The sequence below is a fragment of the Escherichia sp. E14S1 genome (assembly GCF_004211995.1).
Taxonomy (GTDB): Bacteria; Pseudomonadota; Gammaproteobacteria; order Enterobacterales; family Enterobacteriaceae; genus Escherichia.
On sequence record NZ_RHJQ01000027.1, the window covers coordinates 13,317 to 37,369 of the forward strand.

General features: G+C 43.7%; 15 protein-coding genes and 1 pseudogene. 5 read left to right on the top strand and 11 right to left on the bottom strand.

The window, feature by feature from the left end; translation table 11 throughout:
* Positions 1 to 34 precede the first annotated feature (34 nt).
* Genes D9734_RS21030 through D9734_RS21045 form a run of 4 tightly spaced genes read right to left on the bottom strand, consistent with a single transcriptional unit; the run spans position 35 to position 4,751 of the window.
* Positions 35 to 733, bottom strand: a complete 699-nt coding sequence (locus D9734_RS21030) for an HAD family phosphatase (protein WP_240780412.1) — start codon at positions 731 to 733, stop codon at positions 35 to 37.
* Between the two features lie 34 nt (positions 734 to 767).
* On the bottom strand, positions 768 to 3,116 hold the full coding sequence (gene hypF, locus D9734_RS21035) for a carbamoyltransferase HypF (RefSeq protein WP_130210281.1): 2,349 nt from the start codon (positions 3,114 to 3,116) through the stop codon (positions 768 to 770).
* Positions 3,091 to 4,155: a hydrogenase expression/formation protein HypE gene (hypE, locus tag D9734_RS21040; protein ID WP_240725571.1), complete on the bottom strand. Its 1,065-nt coding sequence runs from the start codon at positions 4,153 to 4,155 to the stop codon at positions 3,091 to 3,093. The genes hypF and hypE overlap by 26 nt, the downstream gene beginning before the upstream one ends.
* Positions 4,152 to 4,751 (bottom strand): cysteine hydrolase, encoded by a 600-nt coding sequence (locus tag D9734_RS21045; RefSeq protein ID WP_130210283.1) that lies wholly within the window; start codon positions 4,749 to 4,751, stop codon positions 4,152 to 4,154. Before D9734_RS21045 ends, hypE begins: the two co-directional genes overlap by 4 nt.
* 237 nt (positions 4,752 to 4,988) lie before the next feature.
* On the opposite strand from D9734_RS21045, the gene D9734_RS21050 reads away from it, so the two are divergent.
* Complete coding sequence (locus tag D9734_RS21050) at positions 4,989 to 5,870, top strand: LysR family transcriptional regulator (protein ID WP_240730457.1); 882 nt, start codon at positions 4,989 to 4,991, stop codon at positions 5,868 to 5,870.
* Positions 5,871 to 6,036: 166 nt separating this feature from the next.
* Here D9734_RS21050 and D9734_RS21055 read toward each other — a convergent pair whose 3' ends face one another.
* The 5 genes from D9734_RS21055 to D9734_RS21075 form a co-directional block, all read right to left on the bottom strand.
* Positions 6,037 to 7,167, bottom strand: a complete 1,131-nt coding sequence (locus tag D9734_RS21055; RefSeq protein ID WP_130210287.1) for a hypothetical protein — start codon at positions 7,165 to 7,167, stop codon at positions 6,037 to 6,039.
* A gap of 659 nt (positions 7,168 to 7,826) precedes the next feature.
* Positions 7,827 to 8,042 (bottom strand): cold shock protein CspG, encoded by a 216-nt coding sequence (gene cspG, locus D9734_RS21060; protein ID WP_130210289.1) that lies wholly within the window; start codon positions 8,040 to 8,042, stop codon positions 7,827 to 7,829.
* Positions 8,043 to 8,655: 613 nt separating this feature from the next.
* Positions 8,656 to 9,525: a hypothetical protein gene (locus D9734_RS21065; protein WP_130210291.1), complete on the bottom strand. Its 870-nt coding sequence runs from the start codon at positions 9,523 to 9,525 to the stop codon at positions 8,656 to 8,658.
* A 125-nt stretch (positions 9,526 to 9,650) separates the two neighbouring features.
* Positions 9,651 to 10,858, bottom strand: a protein-coding gene (locus D9734_RS21070) for an IS3 family transposase (protein WP_130210307.1) whose coding sequence is annotated in 2 segments (ribosomal slippage) — positions 9,651 to 10,537 and positions 10,537 to 10,858 — 1,209 coding nt in all. Because the reading frame shifts where the segments join, the coding sequence is not laid out codon by codon here.
* A 483-nt stretch (positions 10,859 to 11,341) separates the two neighbouring features.
* On the bottom strand, positions 11,342 to 12,040 hold the full coding sequence (locus tag D9734_RS21075) for a hypothetical protein (protein WP_130210293.1): 699 nt from the start codon (positions 12,038 to 12,040) through the stop codon (positions 11,342 to 11,344).
* A gap of 397 nt (positions 12,041 to 12,437) precedes the next feature.
* Between D9734_RS21075 and D9734_RS21080 the strand changes: the two genes are divergently transcribed.
* On the top strand, positions 12,438 to 13,427 hold the full coding sequence (locus D9734_RS21080; RefSeq protein WP_130210295.1) for a tyrosine-type recombinase/integrase: 990 nt from the start codon (positions 12,438 to 12,440) through the stop codon (positions 13,425 to 13,427).
* A 138-nt stretch (positions 13,428 to 13,565) separates the two neighbouring features.
* Here the strand turns inward: D9734_RS21080 and D9734_RS21085 are convergent, their stop codons facing one another.
* The gene (locus D9734_RS21085) at positions 13,566 to 18,020 is read right to left on the bottom strand and encodes an autotransporter outer membrane beta-barrel domain-containing protein (protein WP_165383302.1); all 4,455 of its coding nucleotides are present in this window, start codon (positions 18,018 to 18,020) and stop codon (positions 13,566 to 13,568) included.
* 459 nt (positions 18,021 to 18,479) lie between these two features.
* Here D9734_RS21085 and D9734_RS21090 point away from each other — a divergent pair, with 459 nt between their 5' ends.
* On the top strand, positions 18,480 to 20,786 hold the full coding sequence (locus D9734_RS21090; RefSeq protein WP_130210299.1) for a hypothetical protein: 2,307 nt from the start codon (positions 18,480 to 18,482) through the stop codon (positions 20,784 to 20,786).
* An 86-nt stretch (positions 20,787 to 20,872) separates the two neighbouring features.
* On the opposite strand, the pseudogene D9734_RS23390 reads toward D9734_RS21090, so the two are convergent.
* Positions 20,873 to 20,992, bottom strand: a pseudogene (locus D9734_RS23390) (AAA family ATPase); the annotation flags it as partial.
* 2,017 nt (positions 20,993 to 23,009) lie between these two features.
* Between D9734_RS23390 and D9734_RS21095 the strand changes: the two are divergent.
* Positions 23,010 to 23,165: an MbcA/ParS/Xre antitoxin family protein gene (locus D9734_RS21095; RefSeq protein WP_240726364.1), complete on the top strand. Its 156-nt coding sequence runs from the start codon at positions 23,010 to 23,012 to the stop codon at positions 23,163 to 23,165.
* A 546-nt stretch (positions 23,166 to 23,711) separates the two neighbouring features.
* Positions 23,712 to 23,933 carry a type II toxin-antitoxin system prevent-host-death family antitoxin gene (locus D9734_RS21105; RefSeq protein WP_130210301.1) on the top strand — a complete coding sequence of 74 codons (222 nt, stop codon included), beginning with the start codon at positions 23,712 to 23,714 and terminating at the stop codon, positions 23,931 to 23,933.
* Positions 23,934 to 24,053 lie beyond the last annotated feature (120 nt).

Sequence of the window (24,053 nt, forward strand, 5' to 3'; positions counted from 1 at the left end):
TCCTGCTGTGTTAGCTGTTTATCACTGTAATGAATTACTTACTATTTAATAAAACAGAGTGATCAGCACATAATTTAAGCATATAGCTATCTTCACTGTTTCTGATTAATTGTACATTTTTAAAATCAGGAATAATGACTTTTGCGCCTAATGGCATGAGCTCCTCATCGCCTACACCAACGCAATAACAACCCGCAGCAACTGCTGATACAACGCCGCTTTTAGCATCCTCGAAGACAACTGCCTGACTTGCTGGAATACCCAGACGTTGTGTAGCAAGAAGATAGGGATCAGGGTGAGGTTTGCCACGGGTAACATCATCACGTTCTACAATAACGGATATGTAAGGCTCTGCATGAAGTAACTCTATGACTCTGTTAATTTTTTGCCTCCAGCCGCTGGTTACAATACCAACAGGAATGTCGGCCTCTCCCAAAGAAGCAATGAGGCTGGCAACGCCAGGTATAAGTTCACAGTCCGTCGTATTCTCTACATGAATAATATGTGCCTGAACTTTTTGCTGGTCGGATTCCGGGAGATCGCCAAATAATGTCCGGATAGTATAGGGGCCAGGATGTCCGTGAATATGCTTCTGTATATCTTCGTCGGTGAGATGACGTTCATACATCAGAGCCGCTTCACGCCATCCATTTTCAATAACCATCCGGGAATCAATCAGGACTCCGTCCATATCAAATAAAACAGCTGAAAATTTTTCTCCGTTTTTATTCACTCTATTCTCCTTCAATGATAATAAATATCTATATCTATATCTTCATACCGTTCGCTGCTACGACGACCTGTCCCAGCGATATGCATCCATCATTACCAGGTACCAGCTTATGGCAATATGGTTTAAAACCTCTTGATTCAAGTTCATCAAGAGTGTTAACCAGCAAGAATTCATTACAAAAAACGCCTCCGCTCAATACAATCTGGTCAGTTCCATAACGTTCAGAGAGGAGAGAGCACATTGTTGCTATAATATGCACAATGGTTGAGTGAAAACGTCGGCTAAGATCTTCCTGGTTGATGTTATTGACTAGTATGGACTGAACTAATTCTTTCACTAACGGACGATAATCAACACTTATATCACCATTGTGAATTTCATCGATTATATAGGTAAATGGTTCAATCATATGAAAATCTTTTTTTAGAAGCGCTTCCATTTCAATGGCGGCCTGTGCTTCATACTCAATCTCTGAACAAATTCCAATAAGTGCTGAAACACCATCGAAAAGGCGCCCCATACTGGTAGTAATCGTTGTGTTAATTTTCCTTGTTACCATCCTGGTGAATACTTCACGGCGATTTTCAGATAAATCAAGAATAGCTGGTAAGTTGATATAACTCTCAACATTTTCACCATATGTTTCAACCAGCAATGATATTGCCATTCTAATAGGTTCTTTAACCGCTTTATCTCCTCCTGCTAATAACATTGGGCGTAAATGAGCAACACGCTCTACACTTTCGACGTTACCAAATAAAAATTCTCCGCCCCATATTGTTCCGTCAGAACCATACCCTGTACCATCGAAAATCACGCCAATGGTTTTACCTGAAAGACCATTTTCCGCCATACATGCGGCCATATGCGCATGGTGATGTTGGACCTGAATGACTTTGATCTCTGCATTTTCGAGGGCACTGCGAGTTGAACGAAAGGCCGGGTGTAAATCACAGACCAGAATATCGGCTTTTTTTATGGACAGTAACCCTTGCAGATGTTTTATACAGTCGAGATGAGATTTAAATGTTGTATCATTTTTTAAATCCCCAATATGTTGACTGATAAACACTTCTTTACCTTTCCCAATACTTATTGTGGTTTTCAGTTCGGCACCAAACGCCACAACATTTCCAACGGAATAAGGAAGGTGAACAGGGTAGGGAGCATAACCTCGTGAGCGACGCAAAAATGATATTTGTGAATCGGGGGTGTTTTTTCGCTTAATAACGCGAACAACGGAGTCATCTACTCTTGTACGAATATCGCGATTATTAAGTACAAAGTAGTCTGCAATTTTCCCTAGTTGTTCTATTGCATCATTATTATCAATGACAATAGGCTGTCCGGAAATATTTCCGCTGGTCATTATAACGGCCGGGAGTTCAGGATCAGCAAGTAACATATGTTGTACAGGCGTAGAAGGCAACATTACACCCAAATTGGGGTTTTTGGGGGCCACCACTTCTGGCAACGTCTGAGAGCGTTTGCGCAAAAGAACGATAGGGCGAGGCCCGCTCTCAAGTAAAGAGATATCGTCAGGGGTCACAACTGCCCACCTGGCCGCGCTTTCACTGTCTGCAACCATAACAGCGAACGGTTTAGCATCACGTCGTTTACGGCGACGTAACTCTCGCACAGCATCGACATTGGATGCATCAACGACCAGATGAAAGCCGCCAAGACTCTTAATGGCAACAATAGCGCCTTCTTTTAGCCTGTCGATGGTAAAACGTATAATGTCACTGACTGAGATTGATACGCCATCTTTATCAGTTAACTGCAGTTGTGGTCCGCAAACAGGACACGCATTGGGTTGCGCATGATAACGGCGATCTTCAATATCATGATATTCCTTATTACATTGTGGACACATTATAAAAGATTGCATGGTCGTTTGTGCACGATCATAAGGCATTCCACAGATAATAGAATAACGCGGACCACAATTGGTACAATTTATAAAGGCATAACGATAACGATGATTGGACGGATCGTTCATTTCCCTCAGACAGTCTTTACATACATTTGAATCAGGGGGAACAATTGTATCCATATTGGATAAATTATTGCTTTTTCTGATATCAAAGCCTGAATAATACGGCGCTGGTTTTTCCAGTTCGACCTTATATATATCAGTGATCCGTGCCAGAGGCGGTGGCTGAGAGATCAGTTCATCAATTATGTTATTTATGGTCTGTGAAGATGCCTGCAGTTCAAGCAAAACACCTTCGGAATCATTAAGAACCCAACCGGTTGCACCATGCGTTCTGGCTAATCGATGAACAAAAGGTCTGAATCCTACTCCCTGGACAATGCCGCAAACTCGAAACCGGCAGGTGTCTTTTTTTTCAGAATCAACAGAGTCTTGGTAGTTCTGCACCGTAAAGTTCCTCAATAATAGTATGCGTTCCGTCAGATTCGACCATGCAGACTTCCGGCTGCGAGCCTGATTTAACCTCTCCAATAATCGCTGCCTTTTTACCAAAAGGATGAACGCGGAGTAATTCCAGAACATGCTCTGCCACATCTGGCTCAACAAACAGGCAAAGACATCCCTCATTGGCCAGATTAATGACATCCACACCTAACATATCAGCAGCCATAGCTGCCTCAGGCTGGACAGGCAACGCATCTTTATTAAAAACAATAGGGCATGAAGTGGCTCTGGCATATTCGTGCAATACTGCAGAAAGACCACCACGAGTAACGTCCCGCATGGAAGCTATTTTTCCTGTAGGAGTATTAAGCAAAATGTTTTCAATCATATGATTCAGCGGTGCACAGTCACTTAATATATTACGTTCAAACCCCAAACCTTCCCGAATCGATAAAAGATGAATAGAGTGATTCCCGATATAGCCACTCAGGATTATTTTCTGACCCGGCCTGACATGAGTTATCGAAACAGGAGGCCGCTCCAGCACGCCTATTCCGGCAGTATTGATAAAAAGCTGGTCAGCCTCGCCTTTTCCAACAACCTTGGTATCACCGGCAACAATTTTCACACCGGCTAAACGCGCTGTTTCACGAACGGATGCGATAATTTTTAATAAATCTGAGACAGGCATCCCGTCTTCAATGATCAGACTCAGCGTGAGATAAAGCGGGCGGGCTCCACTTACCGCCAGATCATTAACTGTGCCACACACGGCAATCTTACCAATATCGCCGTTGCCAAAGATAAGAGGAGTTACAACGAAAGAGTCGGTAGTGAAAGCAATTTTATTCGTTGGTAGATCCAACAAGGCGCTATCCTCCATCTCTCCCAGATAAGTTTCTTCCAATGTTTCTGAGATACGCTCAACCAGCTCTCTGCTTAATTTTGCACCTGTACCATGATCCAATATTATTGTTTCATTCAATGGCGCAAATAAATTCTCGCCAAGTTCGTTATCGGGCGTTGCTTCAGTCATTTTCATGCTGTTGTCCTTTCACCACGTTCAGGTAAATCACCAGTTTTCTCCAGTAACGACAGTATTTCAGTGGACGGGGCGACGGTTGCACAATATCCAGCAAGCCATTGAAGCGCTCTGTCGGTATCATCTGATGAGGGGGCAAAAACGCAGTCATCAGGAACCCAGACGTTATAACCACGGAAGAAGGCGTCTGCTGCTGTCGTCTGGACACATACGTGAGTTTGTAATCCGGTGACAATAACTGTTTTGACTCCAAGCTCCTGGAGTTTTTGATCTAATTGAGTTTCAAAGAAGCCACTATCCCTGCCTTTTACCACAATAAAATCTGATGGATGGTAAACGGTATTAATGATTTGATTGCTTGGTGTGCCCGCTATTGCTGGTATTCCAGCCGCGCGGTTTCGATATCGACGCTGAACAGCTGGGTCATCAGGATCATGAATAAGTTGCAGATGTATAACGGCTTGCCCCTGGTTTCTTACACCATCAAGAAATTTATTAAATGCTTTCAGCTTTTTATCAAGTTCTTGCGGGTCATTTGTTATTTTATAAGTAAATTCATATTGTAAATCATTTGTCAGAACAGCAATATTTGGCATCTTTATATCCTTATTAAATAATTTTAAATGTTAATAATTCATTCAGACATAAATGAAACACCCTGAAACTATCTGTACAGGGCTATGCCAGAAGATTAAAAATAAAAGGATGTTCATCAAATATAAAAATAATAGATTTTTATTCTCAGATAAAAACCTTGTATAACAATATAAACCATACAGGTATAGTATGTACAATTCCTTTTTTTCAAAAATTGATAAGCAACGGGAATGGATATGAAGCTGCTACGTGCCTTTGTAACACTTGCCAGATTAGGGAGCTATCATGATGCAGCTGAGGCCATGTACATCACTCAGCCAGCACTAACAAAGAAAATACAGTCTTTGGAAAAAATAACGGGGATTGCCCTTTTTCAACGGGGCCGTCAGGGAGCAAAACTGACAGAACCAGGAAAACAGCTTCTTTCCCGGGCTCAGAAATTGTTGAAACATTATGAAGAGTTTTCAGAATATGCACAAAATTTGCAAAAAGGAAGTTCAGGTAAGCTGACTCTTGGATTTGGGATATCCTCGTTTCAGTTAGCTCCCAGATGTGTAAGCCTCTTTCGGGAACAATACCCTGACGTTGAGGTATTACTTGATGATGTTCCTTCAGATGTGCAATGCCGTATGTTACTGGACGGGAAGCTTCTGGCTGGATTTACCCGAGAACCGTTAACAGATAAACTTAACTTCAGCCCACTGTTTACAGAAAGTCTGGTTTTGGCTATTCCAGCGGGATTTACACTTAAGTCGCAAAAGATTCAATCAATACTGAACCAATATCAACTGTTGCAAATGACCCCAGACAGAGGTCGGGGATTGGTTGAACAAACAGAAAAATTTCTGAAAGAAAACAATTACAAAGGTAAACCATCTTCTGCTGCAAACGATATCCATACTTTACTAGCTTTGGTTGCTACAGGGAACGGTGTGGCTTTACTACCCGCGGGAACCAACTATTTTTTACCTAAGGGCGTATCACTTATTAGGCCAGAGGGTAATTATACCAAATGGAATATAGGAATTGCCTGGAACCCGCAAATAAATGATATTATCAGGGATAATTTTTTACAAATAGTAAACAATATTAGATTGAATCAGTATTGTGTTAATTAATATTACAAATTGAATAAAAAAGATTAGACTCAAGTCTCAACCTGATACAAACGGGCAACTTAGTGGACAAAAAATGCGACAGCACTGTTAATAATCCTGTCGCATGCAGTTAATTACTCCGCAGAATAAATTTTCATAAACAGAAATTTATTTTTGAAACGGGTAATCATCTCAACTGTATAGTCAATCCACCAGAATCAAAATCAACACTCAATTTATTCCTGTTATCAATAGGTTTTCCATCTATGTAAACAAGATTCAAAAGATATAGCGCATTAACATCATACTGGGTTCCAATTGAATGTGCGTTTAATCTTAGCACTGCTCCTGACCCTGATTTAAAATTGAACATGCCGGGCCAGCACTTACCTGTTGGGTTAATCACTTCCTTCACAGGGTTAATAGGGACGATATCAATCAATGGATTAATTGTTACCTTTGCATTACCTGACAATTGAATAATCTTACCTTTCCCATACCCTTGTAAAAATTGAGCTGTATGAATATCCACTGTCGAGTTATCAAAAGCATTTATCGCAACGAAATCACCTGTGTTGTTGTCTGGGATGTCATTATGGATAGACATTGTGAAAATATTACCATAAGATGAATCATGAAAAGATAAACTATTCGAAAGTTTTAATTCTGATTCAAGATGTTGATCCGACCTAACATTTAGTAAGAGTGAGGAATAATTATTAAAACGCAATCCCTCAGGTTCAATACCAGCACGATTAGGTGCTGAAATCGCATAGGCATGTACATCAAGAGTGCTATACCCTGATAGCGTTGCTTTATAAAATAAACCAATGCTATCAGCCAAAATGGAAAATTTCGAATTCTGCAAACCCGTAAAATCTGTGGATGTCGCTGTCTCTAACGATGACATTCCGAGAAAAACACCCTGTAGTTCTTCCAGTGTAACACGACTGTCGTCGTACAAGCTGAAAGCAATTTTGTATTCAGGGTAATATAGAGAGGAGTCAATTAACCTTTTATTTTTTAATTTCCTATTGCCTGAAATACGGAAATCAGCTTTTTCAAAAAATTTGAAACTGGAATCTTTAGGTGCCGCAGATTGTACAGCCCAGTTAATCTGGTTGGATTTTATACTATCCGGAATAAGAATAAGAGGGCCTGATTGAGTACCATCCATAGTTACACCGTAAACATCAAGTCCGCACCCTTGCATTTTATTAAATGTTTCTGCAGGTCCCTTCAACGTAGTTTCTCCGGCAGAACGAAAAGTTTGCTGATTATTAGAATCCCAGCTAAACGTGTCATCTGTATTTTGCATAATAACCTCTTTTCAAATAGAAATTTGCAACCCAAAACAATATCAGATTGCTGATGAACTACCTGTTTTTTCAGGTAGTGGAATAAAGTGTTAATTCATTTTCTCTGGACATGAAGTAAATTCACGGCGTTATTTGCCAGAATTTAGTCACAACGCTTTATCACTTTTCTGCGATCAAGATTTTCATTAACTGACAATCTTAAAAGCAGCTGCAATGATAATGACTTGAATACTTCATTCCAGAGCACTTTAACACCATGAATATTAATGCAATTAAAGAAGAGTTGTTGTTATTTGCAAGTTATATATTGATATGGAGTGGGTTATTTTAAAATGATCAGATATCATAGAAATGATTTTTATTATAAATCTGTGATATTGGTGATGACTTATGTTTAAATTTATCTATCTAACTGCATGATTAGCAGTCATTTTAACCAATAGGGTAAGGTAATTTACTCAGATAACGTCATGTATCTCTTCTGATATATAGGTTCAGACGCAGATAAATTTACCCGTTAAATACTTTAGACGGCATAGATATTAAAAAACAACCCGCCATTATGGCGGGTTGTTTTTTAATCTGATTATTCCTGCAACTCTGTCTACTCGGGCTTATGCCGTCTTCGTTATCGCAGATATGCTGATTATCAGGATAGTTAGCTCAACGCGATAACATTCGCGGCGGCCGGACCTTTGGCCCCATTCTCGATCGAGAACTCAACTTTCTGACCTTCATCTAAGGTGCGGAAATCGTTGCTCTGGATCGCAGAAAAGTGTACGAACACGTCTTTGCTGCCATCAGCAGGGGTGATAAATCCAAAACCTTTATCTGCGTTAAACCATTTTACTAAACCAGTCATTTTGTTAGACATAAATATTACCTTCTAAATTTGTGAGCCACACAACGCGGCAAGAATGTGATCTGTATAAAGATTTTGACTTACTAAGGCACTAAAGGAGGAGACTCACGAAGAAGGGTAATCGGAAGATAACACTGAACTGAGACTGCTTTACTAAAACTGCTTTCATAAGGTCTGTCTTGCAAACCAACGATGCTATTAACGCATATTCATTATAGTTATGCAACTTTTATTTTTCATTCATGTGTTCTATTTGTTGTGCGCCATTAACAAAGGTAAGCCAGAACGCCTGTTATCCCTTCTGTCGGTGGCTGGCTTTCAACGAAAGCCGTTGGAGCGTAAGGAGAGTCGTGAGCCCCATGATGTCCGGTAGTTCTCCTCACTATATAATGCCTGAAACCAGGCAGCGTGATGGTGAGTTACCATTCGACTATTTTACATATTCTGTGCCACCACGGCGGTTTAAAATTTCGACGTTTCTCGCACGAGCACCCTGTAACACATTTTTCTGAACAGAAAACACTCAAAACAGAATGATAGCCGGACATATATTATGTTCCGGCTATTTATTAATAGCTTACTTAATAGGTTCAGCAAGTGTCGTTCTACATTTTAATTATTTTTACTACCAAATGCTCATAGCAGTCGAGTATTCAAAAACAACCACGCCATTAATAAGATGGTCTGCTGGTTTTAAATTATAAGTTCTGGCGCCAGAGTCGCTCATTGTTTTACCATTAATAAGAATCCTGTGAGTATTTTCTGATTCAACGACAAAAGTACACATTTTATCGATATCCACAGTGAGATAAGACCGCTTACCTTCATTGATATTAACGCCATTACTATAAACAATAAGGTTAGTATTAGCATAATCCTGAATCGAAAGAATAATATGGCATTTTCCTTCCGGGGGCTCAGGGAATTTCTCAGGATTCATATATGTGAAATCAGTAAATTCTACGCTTTCAGTATGAATTTTCATAGTAAATACCCCAATTATATACCGGATATCCACCCTACCTAAAAAATCCACTTCAAGATTATACTTATCGTTAGTGTATCCTATTGTTTTATCTACATCTACCCCGCAGGGGTCATCTATCATATAGATATACCTATTTCTTGGACCTTTATCGACAACATCAATAGTACTATCCTGTACTGCACAAACAGTACCCATGCCGAATGAATACGTCGTATATTCAATGCATTGACTATGGGGTTTCCCACAAATAATAATATTGTTCTCAATTACTGGAGGAGTAAGAGATTGTTGTTTTATTTCTGCAATTGGACGCCCCTCCTCATCGCCATGAAAAAGGAAAAAATTATCATTTCGCCACTTTAAGTCCCATAAAGAGATGTTTTTCAGCTTTGAAAAAAAATCAGGAATGTAGCATTTCCTCAGGTTAGGGTAAAGTGTCGTCGTCGTTAATAACCATTGCTTGAAAAAATCAGCATTTTTTAACTTTTCTTGCTCTGAAGTGGACATTTCGTTAATCCACAGAGGGTATTTAGGATGAGTAAGATTATGTGATGGTGCATATTGTACATCCTGAACGAAAACAGGCAGTGCAGGGTGATCTTGACCCGCTATCTCCGGACCGCTTTTGTATCTTAAGTTAACGATGCCCGCTGCCGCCGGTATTCCCTCGGAGAGTAATATCCCAGCGCGCTGTGCGGGTGGTTTTCATTGTAATGCGTGAACGCTGCTGCAAGGTTTTGCAGGGCTGTTCTCACATCCGGTTTTGGCATGAACGCGATATAGTCTTCTTTCATCGTCTTCACGAACCGTTCGGCCATGCCATTACTCTGCGGACTGCTCACCGCTGTTGTACAGGGCTCAAGATTCAGCTCTCTGGCGAACCTCCGCGTTTCATGCGCAGTATACGCTGAACCGTTATCCGTCAACCACTGCACTGGTGTGTCCGGCAACCTGTCGCCGAAGCGCTTTTCCACCGACCTCAGCATCACATCCTGTACGGTCGAACTGTCGTAGCCTCCCGTGCTCGCTGCCCAGTCTATGGCCTCTCTGTCGCAGCAGTCCAGCGCGAACGTCACCCGCAGTTTTTCACCGTTGTCGCAGCCGAACTCGAAGCCGTCTGAACACCAGCGCATATCGCTTTCTGCCACCGCGATTTTTCCCTTGTGTTCACGCTTCGGTCGCTCTGGTTTGTCATGCAACAACAACAGGTTATGCTCGCTCATTATCCTGTAAAGCCGTTTGGCGTTCATCGGTGGCTCTCCCTCAGTGCGACGTTGCTTGCGCAGGATGCCCCACACGCGTCGATAACCATAACTCGGCATATCGCTGATGATATCGAGGATATCCGTCAGTATTTCAGCGTCTGCTTCGTCATTACGCCGGTTACAGCGCCTGTCCTGCCAGTCGGCAGAACGGTTAACTCGCAGTGACAGCTGCGCACGCGACACGCCCATGGTGCGGCTGACCAGGGCTATTCCCCGTCCTTTGGCAACAAGGGCGCGTGCGCTATCCATTTTCGCGACTGGCCGTACTCCACCGCTTCTTTCAGGATCTCAACTTCCATCGTCTTCTTGCCCAGAAGGCGCTGAAGCTCCCGGACCTGCTTCAGAGCAGCTGTAAGCTCAGAAGCAGGAACGACTTCCTCTCCGGCCGCAACGGCGGTGAGGCTGCCTTCCTGATATTGCTTCTTCCATTTAAACAGCAGGCTGGGCTGGATACCATGCAGGCGGGCGACATGGGAGACATTCATACCCGGCTCCATCGTCTGCTGGATAATGGCGATTTTCTCCTGAGGAGTTTTACGTTTACGGACTTCTTGCCCTAACAGGATCCCGGTCATCTCAAAATTGGCGTTAGTGTTAGACATATATTCAAGCCTATCTCTTATCTGGAGATACAGCTACTGTCCGGTGTTTCTGGGGGCTACATCAAACAGGCAGTGCAGGGCTTTCTTGTGGATATGCTTCATACTCTCCCGCCGTATTCTGAATGACGATTTTCATTATGAACTTTCTTCCAGGTTTTACGTATGATGTAATATCTACGGTTAGTGTATCTTTTTTTTATCTTATTTATAAGACATGTATCTGTTATTGCATCATAGACTTGATAACATACAATCTTATCATAAATATTTCTGTCATGTGATGCACTGTCAAATTCTGCACTTTGCCATGCCAGATAATACTTAATGCCTTGCGGTGATTTTTTTCTATAATTCTGACAAAATTAACACTGAATGATGAGTCTTGCATCTTCATAAATTCTCTCACTATATTGTTACGACACGGGAATAATATTGATAATTACGCGTATAAAAATATCATGAAACAATAGATTGTCCGTAAAACGCCACAGCCTGTGCATATAGATCCATCGAATCATCCCAGAGATCTCTTGAGTTATGGGAGCGTACTTCCGAGATATATATTTCGTTATTTTCTTCCGAAAAAATTGCTGATTCATGATTACCAATTGCACCATGTAAAGGATTAGTCCACCCACTAAATAATAAAAATCCCCATTCCTGAAAAAGCCCAGAATTTACTTCACGTTTTATATCATGATATGATTCGATTTCCAGTTCATCGTAAGGGACATTGTTGATATCGCGGCGGGCAGGGAAAGTGCCTTTTTCATCCACAACCCACTTCCATGCGCTGCAGAATCCATCCCAGGTTTCGACATGTGGTTTAAAGAAGCGAAGAGGTTTAATTACATATGCTGAAATATATTTGTCTGTAACCTTATTAGTGGCAAAAATGACAAATGTTTTACCAATGCAATTTTCATCAATATCTTTTGAAAATGACACTACGCCGTCCTGATTTACAGTAACTGTGTTGTCTCCTGCATTGGTAGAAACACTCCAGTCTACCGTATTATTATAGACAACATCATTATCAACCATCATCTGAAATGTTGCCCCAGGGAATAATGTTTTTGGGAAAGACCCATTAGTCATATCTTTTTTCATATCGAAATCATAGTAATTCACCCGAACACCAGTAACTTTTGGCATAATAAATTCCTTAATTGTTTAATTGAAATAGGCTTAATAAACATAATCGGCAAAGAGATATTATTATTTTTATACAGATAAGTGCTGTCATTTATTGGTTATAAAACCATCAGCTTCGAGAATTAATTCAGCCTAAAAAATAAACTGCTATTACTTTTATCGTAATAACATCTTGTATGAGCGACTTTATGCTTCTTCCTGATGGCATCTGGATTTGGCTGTTTCGCCACAGCGTCTATGGAATGGGATATGTTCCGGGTATGGGGAATCATAATCGACTCTACTTATTAAAATGTACCTTTGAAAAAGTAGATTTTCCGAATAGTGTTTGTGTGGCACACTATGGTTAACTTTTTACGTAGCGCATCTGACGTTTTTCGCTGTTGTGAGGTCCTCTATGACCCATCTGTCCGACATTGATCCTGAGATGAATCATTTTCAACCACTCGTTCCCTCAGAGATCGAGTTATGGCCAACATCTGTAGAAAGTGGTAATTCTCTTAATCCGGCAAGGGCATACTTGCTCTCTCTTAACTCACCGCGCAGCCGACAAACCATGGCATCTTTTTTGGGAATAGTTGCCAGAATGCTCGGAGCCGCCAATGCAGAAACTTGCCCGTGGGGAAGTTTACGTCGCCACCACATCATGGCGGTGGCTGAATTGCTACGGGATACGGGTCGGGCGACGGCGACAATCAATACCTATTTGTCTGCACTTAAAGGCGTAGCGAAAGAGGCCTGGATGTTGAAGCTGATGGATGTTGAAAGCTTCCAGCACATTCTTGCAGTACGTAATTTTCGCGGTAGTAAACTTCAGCGAGGACGCGCGTTGCATCGAGCGGAGATCCGGCAGTTATTTCAGGTCTGCGAAACCGATCGTAGCTGTCGTGGTCCGAGAGACGCCGCGATGTTGGGGGTGTTATTAGGCTGTGGATTGCGTCGTTCCGAGGCGGTAGGGCTTGATTTAAGTGACATTGTCACTTATGAACGCGCATTGCGTGTCTTAGGAAAAGGGAATAAAGAACGGCTGGCTTATATGCCGGAAGGGACATGGGTAAGATTACAGACCTGGATTGAACAGGTAAGGGGAGATGCACCGGGACCGTTGTTTACGCGCATCCGCCGTTTTGATGATGTGACCTGCGCAAGACTCACTGACCAGGCGGTTTATCACATATTGCAGGTGAGGCAGCGAGAGGCAGGAATTGAAAAATGCGCCCCTCACGATTTGAGAAGAACGTTTGCTACTGCGTTGCTTGAAAACGGCGAAGACTTAATCACGGTAAAAGATGCGATGGGCCATGCCAGTGTCACAACAACGCAAAAATACGATCGCCGTGGCGAGCAACGGCTTCGTCGCGCCCGCGACAAACTGAATTTTGATTAGCGCTTCCCCGTTTTCTGCCAAAGTGCGTTTTGTTCATGCCGGATGCGGCGTAAACGCCTTATCCTGACTACAAAATCGCGCAAATTCAATATATTGCATTTATATGTAGGCCTGATAAGCGTAGCGCATCAGGCAATGTTAGCGCCAACTATACTTAATCCCCAGCATTCCCTGAGTGTCACTATAGCCTTTGTCACCTGCCTGCACGCCCACGTTGCCCCAGATGCTCAGATTAGCATTCACTTTGCCCTCCACCCCGGTACGGATTTCGCCCAGATTACGCACGCCGTCACGACTGATGCTTACGCCATCCATCTTCACGCCAAAGGTTTCGGTATTGTGGATCCAGTTTACTTCCACGAATGGCTGGAACTCACGCTGCTTACCGTCATCCATTTTGTGATGACTGTTTAGGTACGTTCTCACACCCAGACGCGTCTGGATGTTACCATCGCCCTGAGTTTCAATACGGGTCCCATCGTTTCGGTTGTGCGCATTGTCCTTCACGCCCATCCAGGTAACCTGTGCCTGCGGCTGGATATACCAGGTGTTCAGCGTGCTCCGACTGCCGGAAAGCTCCCCGGCCTTCAGGGTATAACCCGCTTCCAGTGAGGTAGTCAGTCCTTTCGAACTGGAACTGTCGCTGGCACGATTATCCGCTGCCACACTGTTATCAAACCAGTTGTACAATATCCAGCTATCGACATACGCCCCGGTTTTATCCGCCTCATTCTGGTTCCAGGTGCCGTACAGCCCGGCGCTGTAACCGTTGATACGTCCGTCAGAGCCGTACCCGGCGCGGTCGCTGCGGGTATTGCTGCGCGCGTTTGCATAACCTCCCATCACACCCAAATGCCAGCGGTCGGTGCCGTCGGTACTCCACTGTGTGATATCGCCACCCAGTTGCAGCACATAACGATTGCTCTGCGTTTTCAACTGACCGTCACCGACAACAGAGCGTTCATGACCGCCGACCTGGCGCATCCACATGCTTGCTGCCAGTCCGTCCTCTTTTAGCGCGTCGGTGTAGTGCGGTTCACCAAGACGATCGTGCAGACGGTGGTTAAACAGCGTGTTGGCGGTTGCAATATTGCTGATATAACTACCCGCTTCCGGACGTAGCGCATCTGGTGCCGTCGGATCCACTACAGGTGGTTTGACCGGAGCCTCCGGTACAACGGGTAGAACGGGTCGAACAGGTAAAACGGGACCTTTCCACTTACTGGTGAGATACCAGTTTTGCGCCGCACTGTCAGTGCCTTTCGCCAACGTATAGACATAAGCACCAGCTTCCACGGTGCCGTTGGTTAGGGCGAAGTTAGCGGAAGAATTGCCATCGACATGGACCAGTTCAATACCATTAATGGTCTGCGCTCCGGTACCGCCGACATGATTCACTGCAAGGCGGGTGTTACCGACCGTGTCGCCGTGAACAATGAGTTTGTCGGTTTTAGAATCGTCGTCCCCCAGTTCCGTATTCATCACAATCAGGCCGTCGCTGCCAGTGTAGTTACCTTCCACGGTCAGGGTTTTGAAATCATTATCGGTCGGTGCGGAAATCGCGATTGTCCCGGCACTGCTCAGATCGTTGACCTGCGAAGTAGCTGTCATGTTCCAGCTACTGGCAGCATCAATATCGACATCGGTCGGGTCGATCCACCCGATCAGTTGTGCGCCGTTTTGCAGACTCAGACGGCTACCACTGTCACCTATAATATTGCTGGTCAGTTGCGCGCCACCGTTGGAGCCATCAAGGGCAAGCTCACCCGCGTTCAGTTCAGTGTCTGCGGTCCAGGCCGTCTGTCCCGCCAGCGTCAGGCTGCCATCACCATTCTTGATGAAGCGGCCGCCAGCCACATTGCCATCGATGATGTCGCCGTCAAAACGCGTATCGTCGCTGTCTGTAGCGTTAATGGCGGTTAGCGATGCACCGTTGAGCATCAGAATGCCACCGCTGCCGCTCAGGCGGTTAGCCTGCTGGTTGTTGCCGTTCAGATCGAGTAGGCCACCATTGACGATAATATCGCTGCTGCTGTTCAGCGTGTCAGCGATATCGGTCCGCAGTGTGCCTTCATTGATGGTAGTGCTGCCGGAATAACCATTGATAGCAGAGAATATCAGCGTACCGCCGCCGGTTTTGCTGAGGCTTTTACCGTCCCAGCCGAAGCCATACGCGGTGGAGTTCAGGTTATCTTGCAGTGCGTCCCCCAGGGTAAAGCTATGATTGTCCATTATGTTGAACGTACCATGAGCACTGGAATCTTCGGTGTTTAACCAGACCAGACCAAACTGCGCAATAACATTTTTGCTGTCGTTATCTTTCTTCGCCCATCCGATCAGAAAATGATCTATATCGACATAATCCTGCAAAGCCTGTCCTGCGACGGTATAGCTGAAATCACCGCTGATCCCGTTCCGGGTGCGGATAAGGGTATACTGATTCTCATCAGAAACAGGGGCATAGCCGGAGATATCCAGCGTATTGTTCCCGGTAAGCTGGAGAGTATCGGCACTTAGTGACGGGTCACTGGCAATATCAACCTGCGCAGTTACACCGCTGCCAAAATTTGCGTCAGCAGAAACTGTCAGCGTTTCACCGGCATCAACTTTCAGCGTACCGCCAGACATATCCAACCGGTTAGCGCTTACGGAATTAGCAATCTGCAGTTCACCACTGCCTGATTTGTTCAGCGTCTGGACGTTTTCCAGCGAACCGGCAATCATGGCGCGATCGGTGATCGACAGGTTTTCGCCGCTGTTGCCCATCGTCATTAACGCGTCATGCTGGATATCCAGCGAACTGAAACTCTGCGCCATGTTCTGCGCGCTCAGTGTTCCTTCTTTGACATTGAATCCACCTGTGTTGAGGAACTGATTGGCGTTAGCCGTAGATAAGGTTCCCGTGCCGATCTTTTCCAGTTTGCCAGGGCCGGACAGGACTCCGCCGAGTGTCAGTTTATCGGCTCCGTCGGTTTCAATCGCTACCGTGTCACCTGCTGCAGTACCAATCAGCCGACTACCGGCATTCAGATTCAATTTGCTGTCGCCATTGCTCTTAATCAGCGAACCATCGGCGAAATTCATGGTGCCAGATGAAAGCACATTCACGGTATTCGCCGCCGTACTGGTTGACAATAAAGTGGCGCCGTCCCGCAATGTAAACCGCGTGCTGCTGGTGTTTATGCCATACTGAGCATTGTCTTTTAGTTCCAGTACACCACCATAAACGGTGGTATTGGCATAAATACGCGATTGCGTATTTTGAGAACCAGGCGTGAAATCTTCGCCACTAAAAGTCACTTTCCCATCGGTAGCATCACTGCCGTTGGTGGTATTAATTCCAACAATGACATTTATTGCCACGCCAGTGGAGTTGAAACTGGTTATCGGATCACGAAACAGAATCTGACGCCCAGATTCCGCAGCGATATTCAACACGCCATTCGGCTGGCGAATGTTAATAGCATTAGCAACCGCATATGTCATATTGGGCGTTAAGAGATTTCCGACCCCGGTGAAATTTTCATAGAACTGAATATCGCTATTTTCCGCATGTAGCAGACTCGTGCCGGTAAAATTCGCGCTGTTGCCGATAAGAATAGCGCCTGCATACTGGCTATTAGAATAGTTTCCATGGACTTTCATGCCATCGATACCGTTCGTTTCCATCACCAGTCCGGTCTGTGCAACGATAGCGCCTGCTGTATCCCTGACAGCCCGATTGCCATAGATATCGGCATTACCATACAACTGCACACTTCCGTCAGAAAATAATCCGCCACCCGAACTTATTGCACTGTTATTACCGATAATAATGGAGGCATCTGTACCACTGAAAATCAAATTTCCCGAGTCATGTAACCGAATGACGCCGCCGGCAATAGCGTGATTGACATTATTGGTCAGCGTGACGTTGCCTTCAAATATAATGTTGGCGTTAGTGGTATCTATCGCGGGGTCATAGGAGTAGGCGCTGTTATTGTCAAAAACAACAGTACCGTTCGCACCACGGAAAAGCACATCTGAATTTGAGATGATAAGGCCACGATAGCCATTATTGGCACGGTTATCGACAAAACGGAGCTGACTGCCATTGCCGAGCTCATACACAATTCCCGAAGCAGTGCCGGAATTATAAACAGCTCCCCCCGTGGAGTTGCTTATTGTCATATCAATACCGTCCAGCAGCTTAATCACTGCTCTTCGAGTTCCACTCAGACTAATTAAGTTAACGGCATTGCCGGTGGCATTAAACAACCAACTGTCGGACCCCAGAGTTGTATTGCGGTCGACAATAAGCGTTGCCGGTGAAGAGCTGGTACCATTAAAAATAAGATCAGCTAAACGCGTTGTCTGATTTGCGCCTGTGCCATAGATTTGTGACAGATAGACACTCTCTCCCGGCAGGATCGACACTGTTGCGGCGAGCGACGATGTAACACAGTTCAGTGTCAACACGAAAACAACCAGCGTCATCGCAGAGCCAGCCTGCACACGACGTCCGGTTCGTTTTCCCCGACTCTTTGCAAACTCCGATACCGCGCCCCAGACGCCAGTAGATTCGTTACGGACAACACGGAATACGTTGTTCATGTTATTCATCCTTTAATTATATGAACATCTCCATCTGGTACATTATTTCTATAGCATTTTACTTAAGGACTACAGGTTTATTTTATAAATAAAAGAAGCAATATTCTTATTTGCAGGGATAAATGCCTGAAGATGCCAGACATGACTGAAAAATGAGAACTCAGTGACACGGAATAGTAAAATCATCTATAGCAACTGTTGGATAAACAAAAAACGCCCTTCGACATTATTATAAAAATATAATTTATTTATAAGTACTCATTTTAATAACGGTGCGCTATTAATTACCCACGCCATTAACTGGTGTTATAACTGCAAGCAGGAACAGACGGAGTACGAACTATTATTTTATAGTTCCTTACCATGTATCAATAATGAATAAAACAAAAATAGGATAAAATAATGTCATTTAATATAATTAATACTACATACAAAAAGATAGAGAGAGATGGGCTGACTATGACTATAAGTCAACGGAAAGGTCCAGTCTGCGCAACCCTCTATTCACCAGATGGACGTAATCTTAAGAACAACCACATTTATTATCTAATTAAAATTTTTGACGCTGAAAACAATCCAATAAAAAAAAGCCCCTTCAAATATCATGTTGATGTAGTCACCAAAAATGACTGGTCCTCACTTGATACTTATCCAACACTCAAAATATCCTATGAGGGTGACGCAAAGAAATTACAACAGGATAGTTATGGATTTTATAATACAGAAACAGATCAGAATGGAGAATTTTTATTTGGTATTTTGCCCTTCCTTACTCTGAACAACGCAGAAACTCTGATAGAAAAAACAATGGTACCTTATGTACAAAGTATAACTCTTACCTTTTATCTTGGTGATATCAGTACCGATCTTGTCGTTGAAACTCCATATAATTTAGATTTACGCACATATGACGCAGTAGACATGGTTGTCAATAGTACTGGTGATTTCCGTGATTTAACTGATACAGTCACATTAATTCCTGGCGGGAATATATGTTGTAATCGTAAAGTATGTTTTTGTTTTAGCGGGGAACTGGAATGTGAAGTAGCCTCCTCCATAGAGGGGGTAGCTATTATGGATGTGGATAAAAATAATCAGGTAACGATGCCCTTTACAGAAGAGGAAATTGCCAATCGTGAAGTCTGGGCATATACAAGTTTTGCATGGTGTGCGATGTCCCCACTGCGCATCCGCGAAGCCAATTCTTCCCGGCAACTGCATGTCAGTCCGCAAAACAACAGCAATATCTTTCCTGGGCAGACGCTCTATGCCACTTTCCGCTATCAACTGAAAGCGGGTGAAAGTTTTTCCGGAACCGGCTGTCCCTTTACATTAAACCGGGGGAATTTCTATCCTCCTGAGATTTCCTGGTGGCAGGAAGGGAATACCTTATATGGCGGCTGTTTACTGACCGTGGATGACAGCCTGATGCAAGGCGATCTGTTGTCGTGGACGGTTTCCTGCTGCCTTGATAATTCCGGAGTTCCGGTAGCCTCTGAAACGGTGAACTGGAATGTAGCCTGGGATGCCGATATCAATGTTGACGTCACTTTTGTCGCCGATACACCGGTGTTAATTGATTACAGCAATGACGACACCCGACCGTTATCCTCACGGCCCGCGATGACCTGGCGGCTGACCGTGCCGGGACTGAGTAACACCCAGGCCTGTTTTTACCCCCTTGTGACCCGCATTACCGAAGATGCCATTATCAGTGACGCGTCGTTCAGTGAAATTGCGCCCTGCATGGCTGACAGAACCAGCGGGGATTATTTTTACGTCATGCTGGACGACCAGGGGAGTGCCGTCATTAATGTGCAGCCCCGGGAAAACCGCACGCTGCTTACCGCGTTCAGCGCCGGGATTTACGGTGTCGGGACGATGATTAACACCGCGAACTTTTTTATTAACAGTGCCTGGGAGTCCGCGACGGCCCCTTCCGTCAGCGTGACGGAAGGGCAGAACCCTCAGGCCCGCCCCGGTGACGACAACTATGGTCTGGCAACATTCCCGCTGCTTTCGAACTGGGAGGCAGTGAAACAGCACGATCTGCTGGGCGGTGCCGTGTATCTGTTTGCCGGCGAAGAGGTGCAGAGAAAGAACCACTACACCCCACTGATGTTACTGGGAAAAACGCAGATCCCGCTTAAAGCCGGTGGTGGCGCGCCCGATATCGCCCTGTATTTTACCGAGTCTAATTTTGAGACCGGAAAGACCTATTACATCCATGCCTGTCTTGTTGAAAATGCTTATCTGCACAAGGGCGTAAATTACCTCCGTTTGCAGGAAATCAGATTCGAAATTCCGCAGGAGCAGCCTGCCGTGCCGGAAGGGGTGAAGCGAACCTATCGGGCACCGCAATTTGTCTGTAAAGACGGCGCGGTTATTGATGAAGATGATGTCCTGCTCGGGCGCAATGAAATCGGTTATCAGGGGCTGGAATACCGTATTCCGTTATCCGGCGGGCAAAAACACCTGGTGGCGGGAGATCAGATAATGGCCACGGCGTATCTGCACGCGTGGAATAAGCAGACGCAGGAAATGGAAAACAGTAATCCGCTGTTAAAATTAAATCAGCCCCATACCGTAACAGATGCCGATATAAATCGGGGCTATCTGACGGATGTTATTTCCATAGACGATCTGGCGGGCTGTGATATGCCCCCGCAGGGCGTGGATCAGAGCACGCTGAGAGTGGAATACTATTGTCAGAATAAGCAGGAATACTCTTATCTGCGCGAAGTGTTCATTGATATGTATCCGTAGTCATCGGAAATACCCAGCCTTTCTGGCTGGGTATTATCACGTGTGACATTAGCATGAACCATTACACAATCTGTCAAGAGCCAGGTTCAGATGTCTGTTTCCGCCATTTCATCATCACTGATTGGCGTAGCGTTTTTTGCCAGCATTCCCACTTTGCGTTTTTCCTTTAACCGGCAGCTTTCTCTTTTGATGTTCAGTGTGGTGGACAATCCCGTAGATATATATATCCGCACGCTTTAGTTCTGTTATATTTTTTTCGACAAAATAATCAAAACAGTAAATAAAATAAACGTTAGGTATTTTCTTTATGCGTTCTCTTTACATGTTGAGACTTCGAGTAATACTGTAAACCATATACGTTATAATCGCTAACCGACAAATAATCCAGAAAATTTAATTTATATGCCAGAGTAAACAAGCTGTTCATTTCAAAAATATGTTTGTAAAAGTGTATAGTATTCTGATTGCCGAAGTTTAACTGTGCAGGAGAAAATTTAGCAGATGAGAAAATTGGGGCACACTCGTCAACATTAACTGTTCTAAACAATAATGAAATAGCGGTACTTACATCATCAAAGCCTCTTAATTTCGTGCTGTTAAAATAGAACGTTCTTGCCGTAATAGTTATAGTAATCCGTCCGTCTCCGCAATCATCCAATATTCCCAGAACGCATGGTTCACAAAATGTGTTTTTCGCATATTTTCGCTCTTCATTACAAAAACAAGTTTTTAAATGTAACTCAGTGACCTCGTTTTATACGTGCTAAACTTATGCCATGTAATTGTAACTTTCTTTGCATTACCAATTATAATGCAACTTTTGGTACATACACCCCCAGATACTCCTTCTTCACCGTATTGCCTGGTCACGGTAAATTTATCTCCTGATGACTCCTTTCCTTCCACACGATCCAGTAAATTGTGATCATGTCTTCAGTTTCTTCCCGAAACACATAAATTTGTGAACACAACAAACTGAGTGATATCTCCGGTGACTTTAATAGTTTCGAATTAGATATACGACCTCTCGGTTTAAAATAACCATACCGAAGAGATTATCAGTTTTTTTTCACAAATGGGACTTTTTTTTGTGTTTTTTTGAGGCATTTTGAATGCTTGGAGTGCAGCTGGAAGTTAACAGTTTGAAAAGCACGTCAGATGGGAATGGGAGAGTCGTATGAGGATGTTTTCTAATGCTACATAAAAGTAACTTTTTTGACAATGGGTATTGGTATTATTGTGAGTTGATAGGTACTGTTTTGTCATTTAAGTTATACATATATCTAGTGCCACTTTTTCGAGAAAAATGATCCTATGATTTTTGTACATAGTGCCACTTTTAAAAAAAGTGACCCTATATCGTGATTACATAGGGTCACTTTTCATCAATAAGTGACCCTATGCGAGGTGCACATAGGGCCATTTTTAAGGAAAAAGTGACCCTATGTCGTAGTCATCCTAAGCAATTAGAGATATAATCACGCAAAGACGTTTTTTCGCGAAAGTTTCTCGGCATATCGCAGATACTGATTGCAGTATTGCGTTTTTTTAAGCAGTAAAATTTTCGTTAGCAGGCTCAGGGGTTTTGAGAAAACCCTGGAGACTTTGGTTAAAAAGTGATACAAGTAAGGACAATAGTTTAATGGATGGTTTAGAAGCTTAAATCGATAGTTCAAAATTTATAAAAGTTACTTTTCCATCTCCAAAACCGATCTTTTAATTCGAGTAGAAAATTATTGCAATTGTATTTATGCAAGGGCAATGGAAAGTAAATCAAACAACGTCGATATAGCTGAACAACTCAACAGGTTCCATTCCTTGATGCAGGTTGGCAGCGTGCGACATACACTTCACTGCAACCTCTGCTGAATATTATTATCAACCTTGCATCCTTGATATACAGTGATTATAGTTGTAAACGACTAGCATACAGGGGTACGCGTTGGTTATATCATTTTTAATGAGACTAACCAGTCCAGCGCCTGAATGGAGAGAGTGAAATTCAATTTCACTCTCTCTTTTTCATCTAACCCTTTATTGTCAAGGAGTTATACAGATTCATTTGTAATTAGTCGTGATTAGATCTGACACATTGCCTTGTTACTCATTGCGAAAATGAGTAGCGAAGTGCATATCCAGTTATTAAACAGATTAAGAAAACGATAACTAATTAGTGGAGTTGGTTCCTTGAACAGAGAAGATGTCCATCAACTGGCTACGCAATTGTTTGAAGGTAACGAAAGTGCGGCCCAAAAGTGGTGCCATGAACCCAACCGAGCGTTACGGTGGCAACCCCCTGAAGAACTTATGGGGAGCGAATCAGGAATCCAAACGGTAATAGCGTTAATAACACGACTAGAGCAAGGCGTGTATTCTTAGACCTTCTGCCCAGAGCCGTTCTGTAGTTTTATCATCGCATCAAGCAAATCGTTTTCATCCCGTGAATGCTGAGACTTGTTCCGGGTCACATCGGGGCTATTCACCGATGGAAGAGCTTTAAAACGACGGTTATCCCTTTGTTCCTGTGCCAGCTTCGCCACATACAATACTTGGCCCAAATTCTGGGGTTAACAACTTACCCAGCCGAGGAAAACATCTGCAGTCCTCAAATAGACATTAGCATTGAGCCCCTACACTCGCACCAGTTGATAGTTCACTGCTTGTATGTGCTATAGCGTAAAGAGATACCGAAAGTATCCGCGTCAGCACCTGAAGAATTTAAGAGCCTGGAAGGAGGAAGGTTGCCAAAGGATGACGATGGATGCATGGGCAGTAATGCCGTGTTTGGTGTGATCACTCACATCATCAATGATGCCTGGAGTGGGGAAATTTGACGATTGCCCGGTGATTTAAGGCGCAAAGAAGTGGTATTTCGTGTCATTAAAACCCATGATTGTATACACATAACGAGTACACGAGGTTTTTATGCAATCCATCAACTTCCGTACCGCACGCAGCAACCTTACTGAAGTGCTCAACAATGTTGAAGCCGGGGAAAAGGTTGAAATCACCCGCAGAGGCCGCGAGCCAGCTGTAATTGTCAACAAGGTTACTTTCGAAGCCTACAAAAAAGCGACGCAGGATGCCGAATTTGCATCCCTGTTTGACACACTGGATTCCACCAACAAGGAACTGGTTAACCGATAATGAGGCATATATATCACAGGAAGAGCTTATTGCGCTTCATGATACGAATATAAGCCACTACGGCCTACCGGGCATGTCGGATCCGGGTAGGGCAGAAACTGTAGTGGCATAGTGAATTTG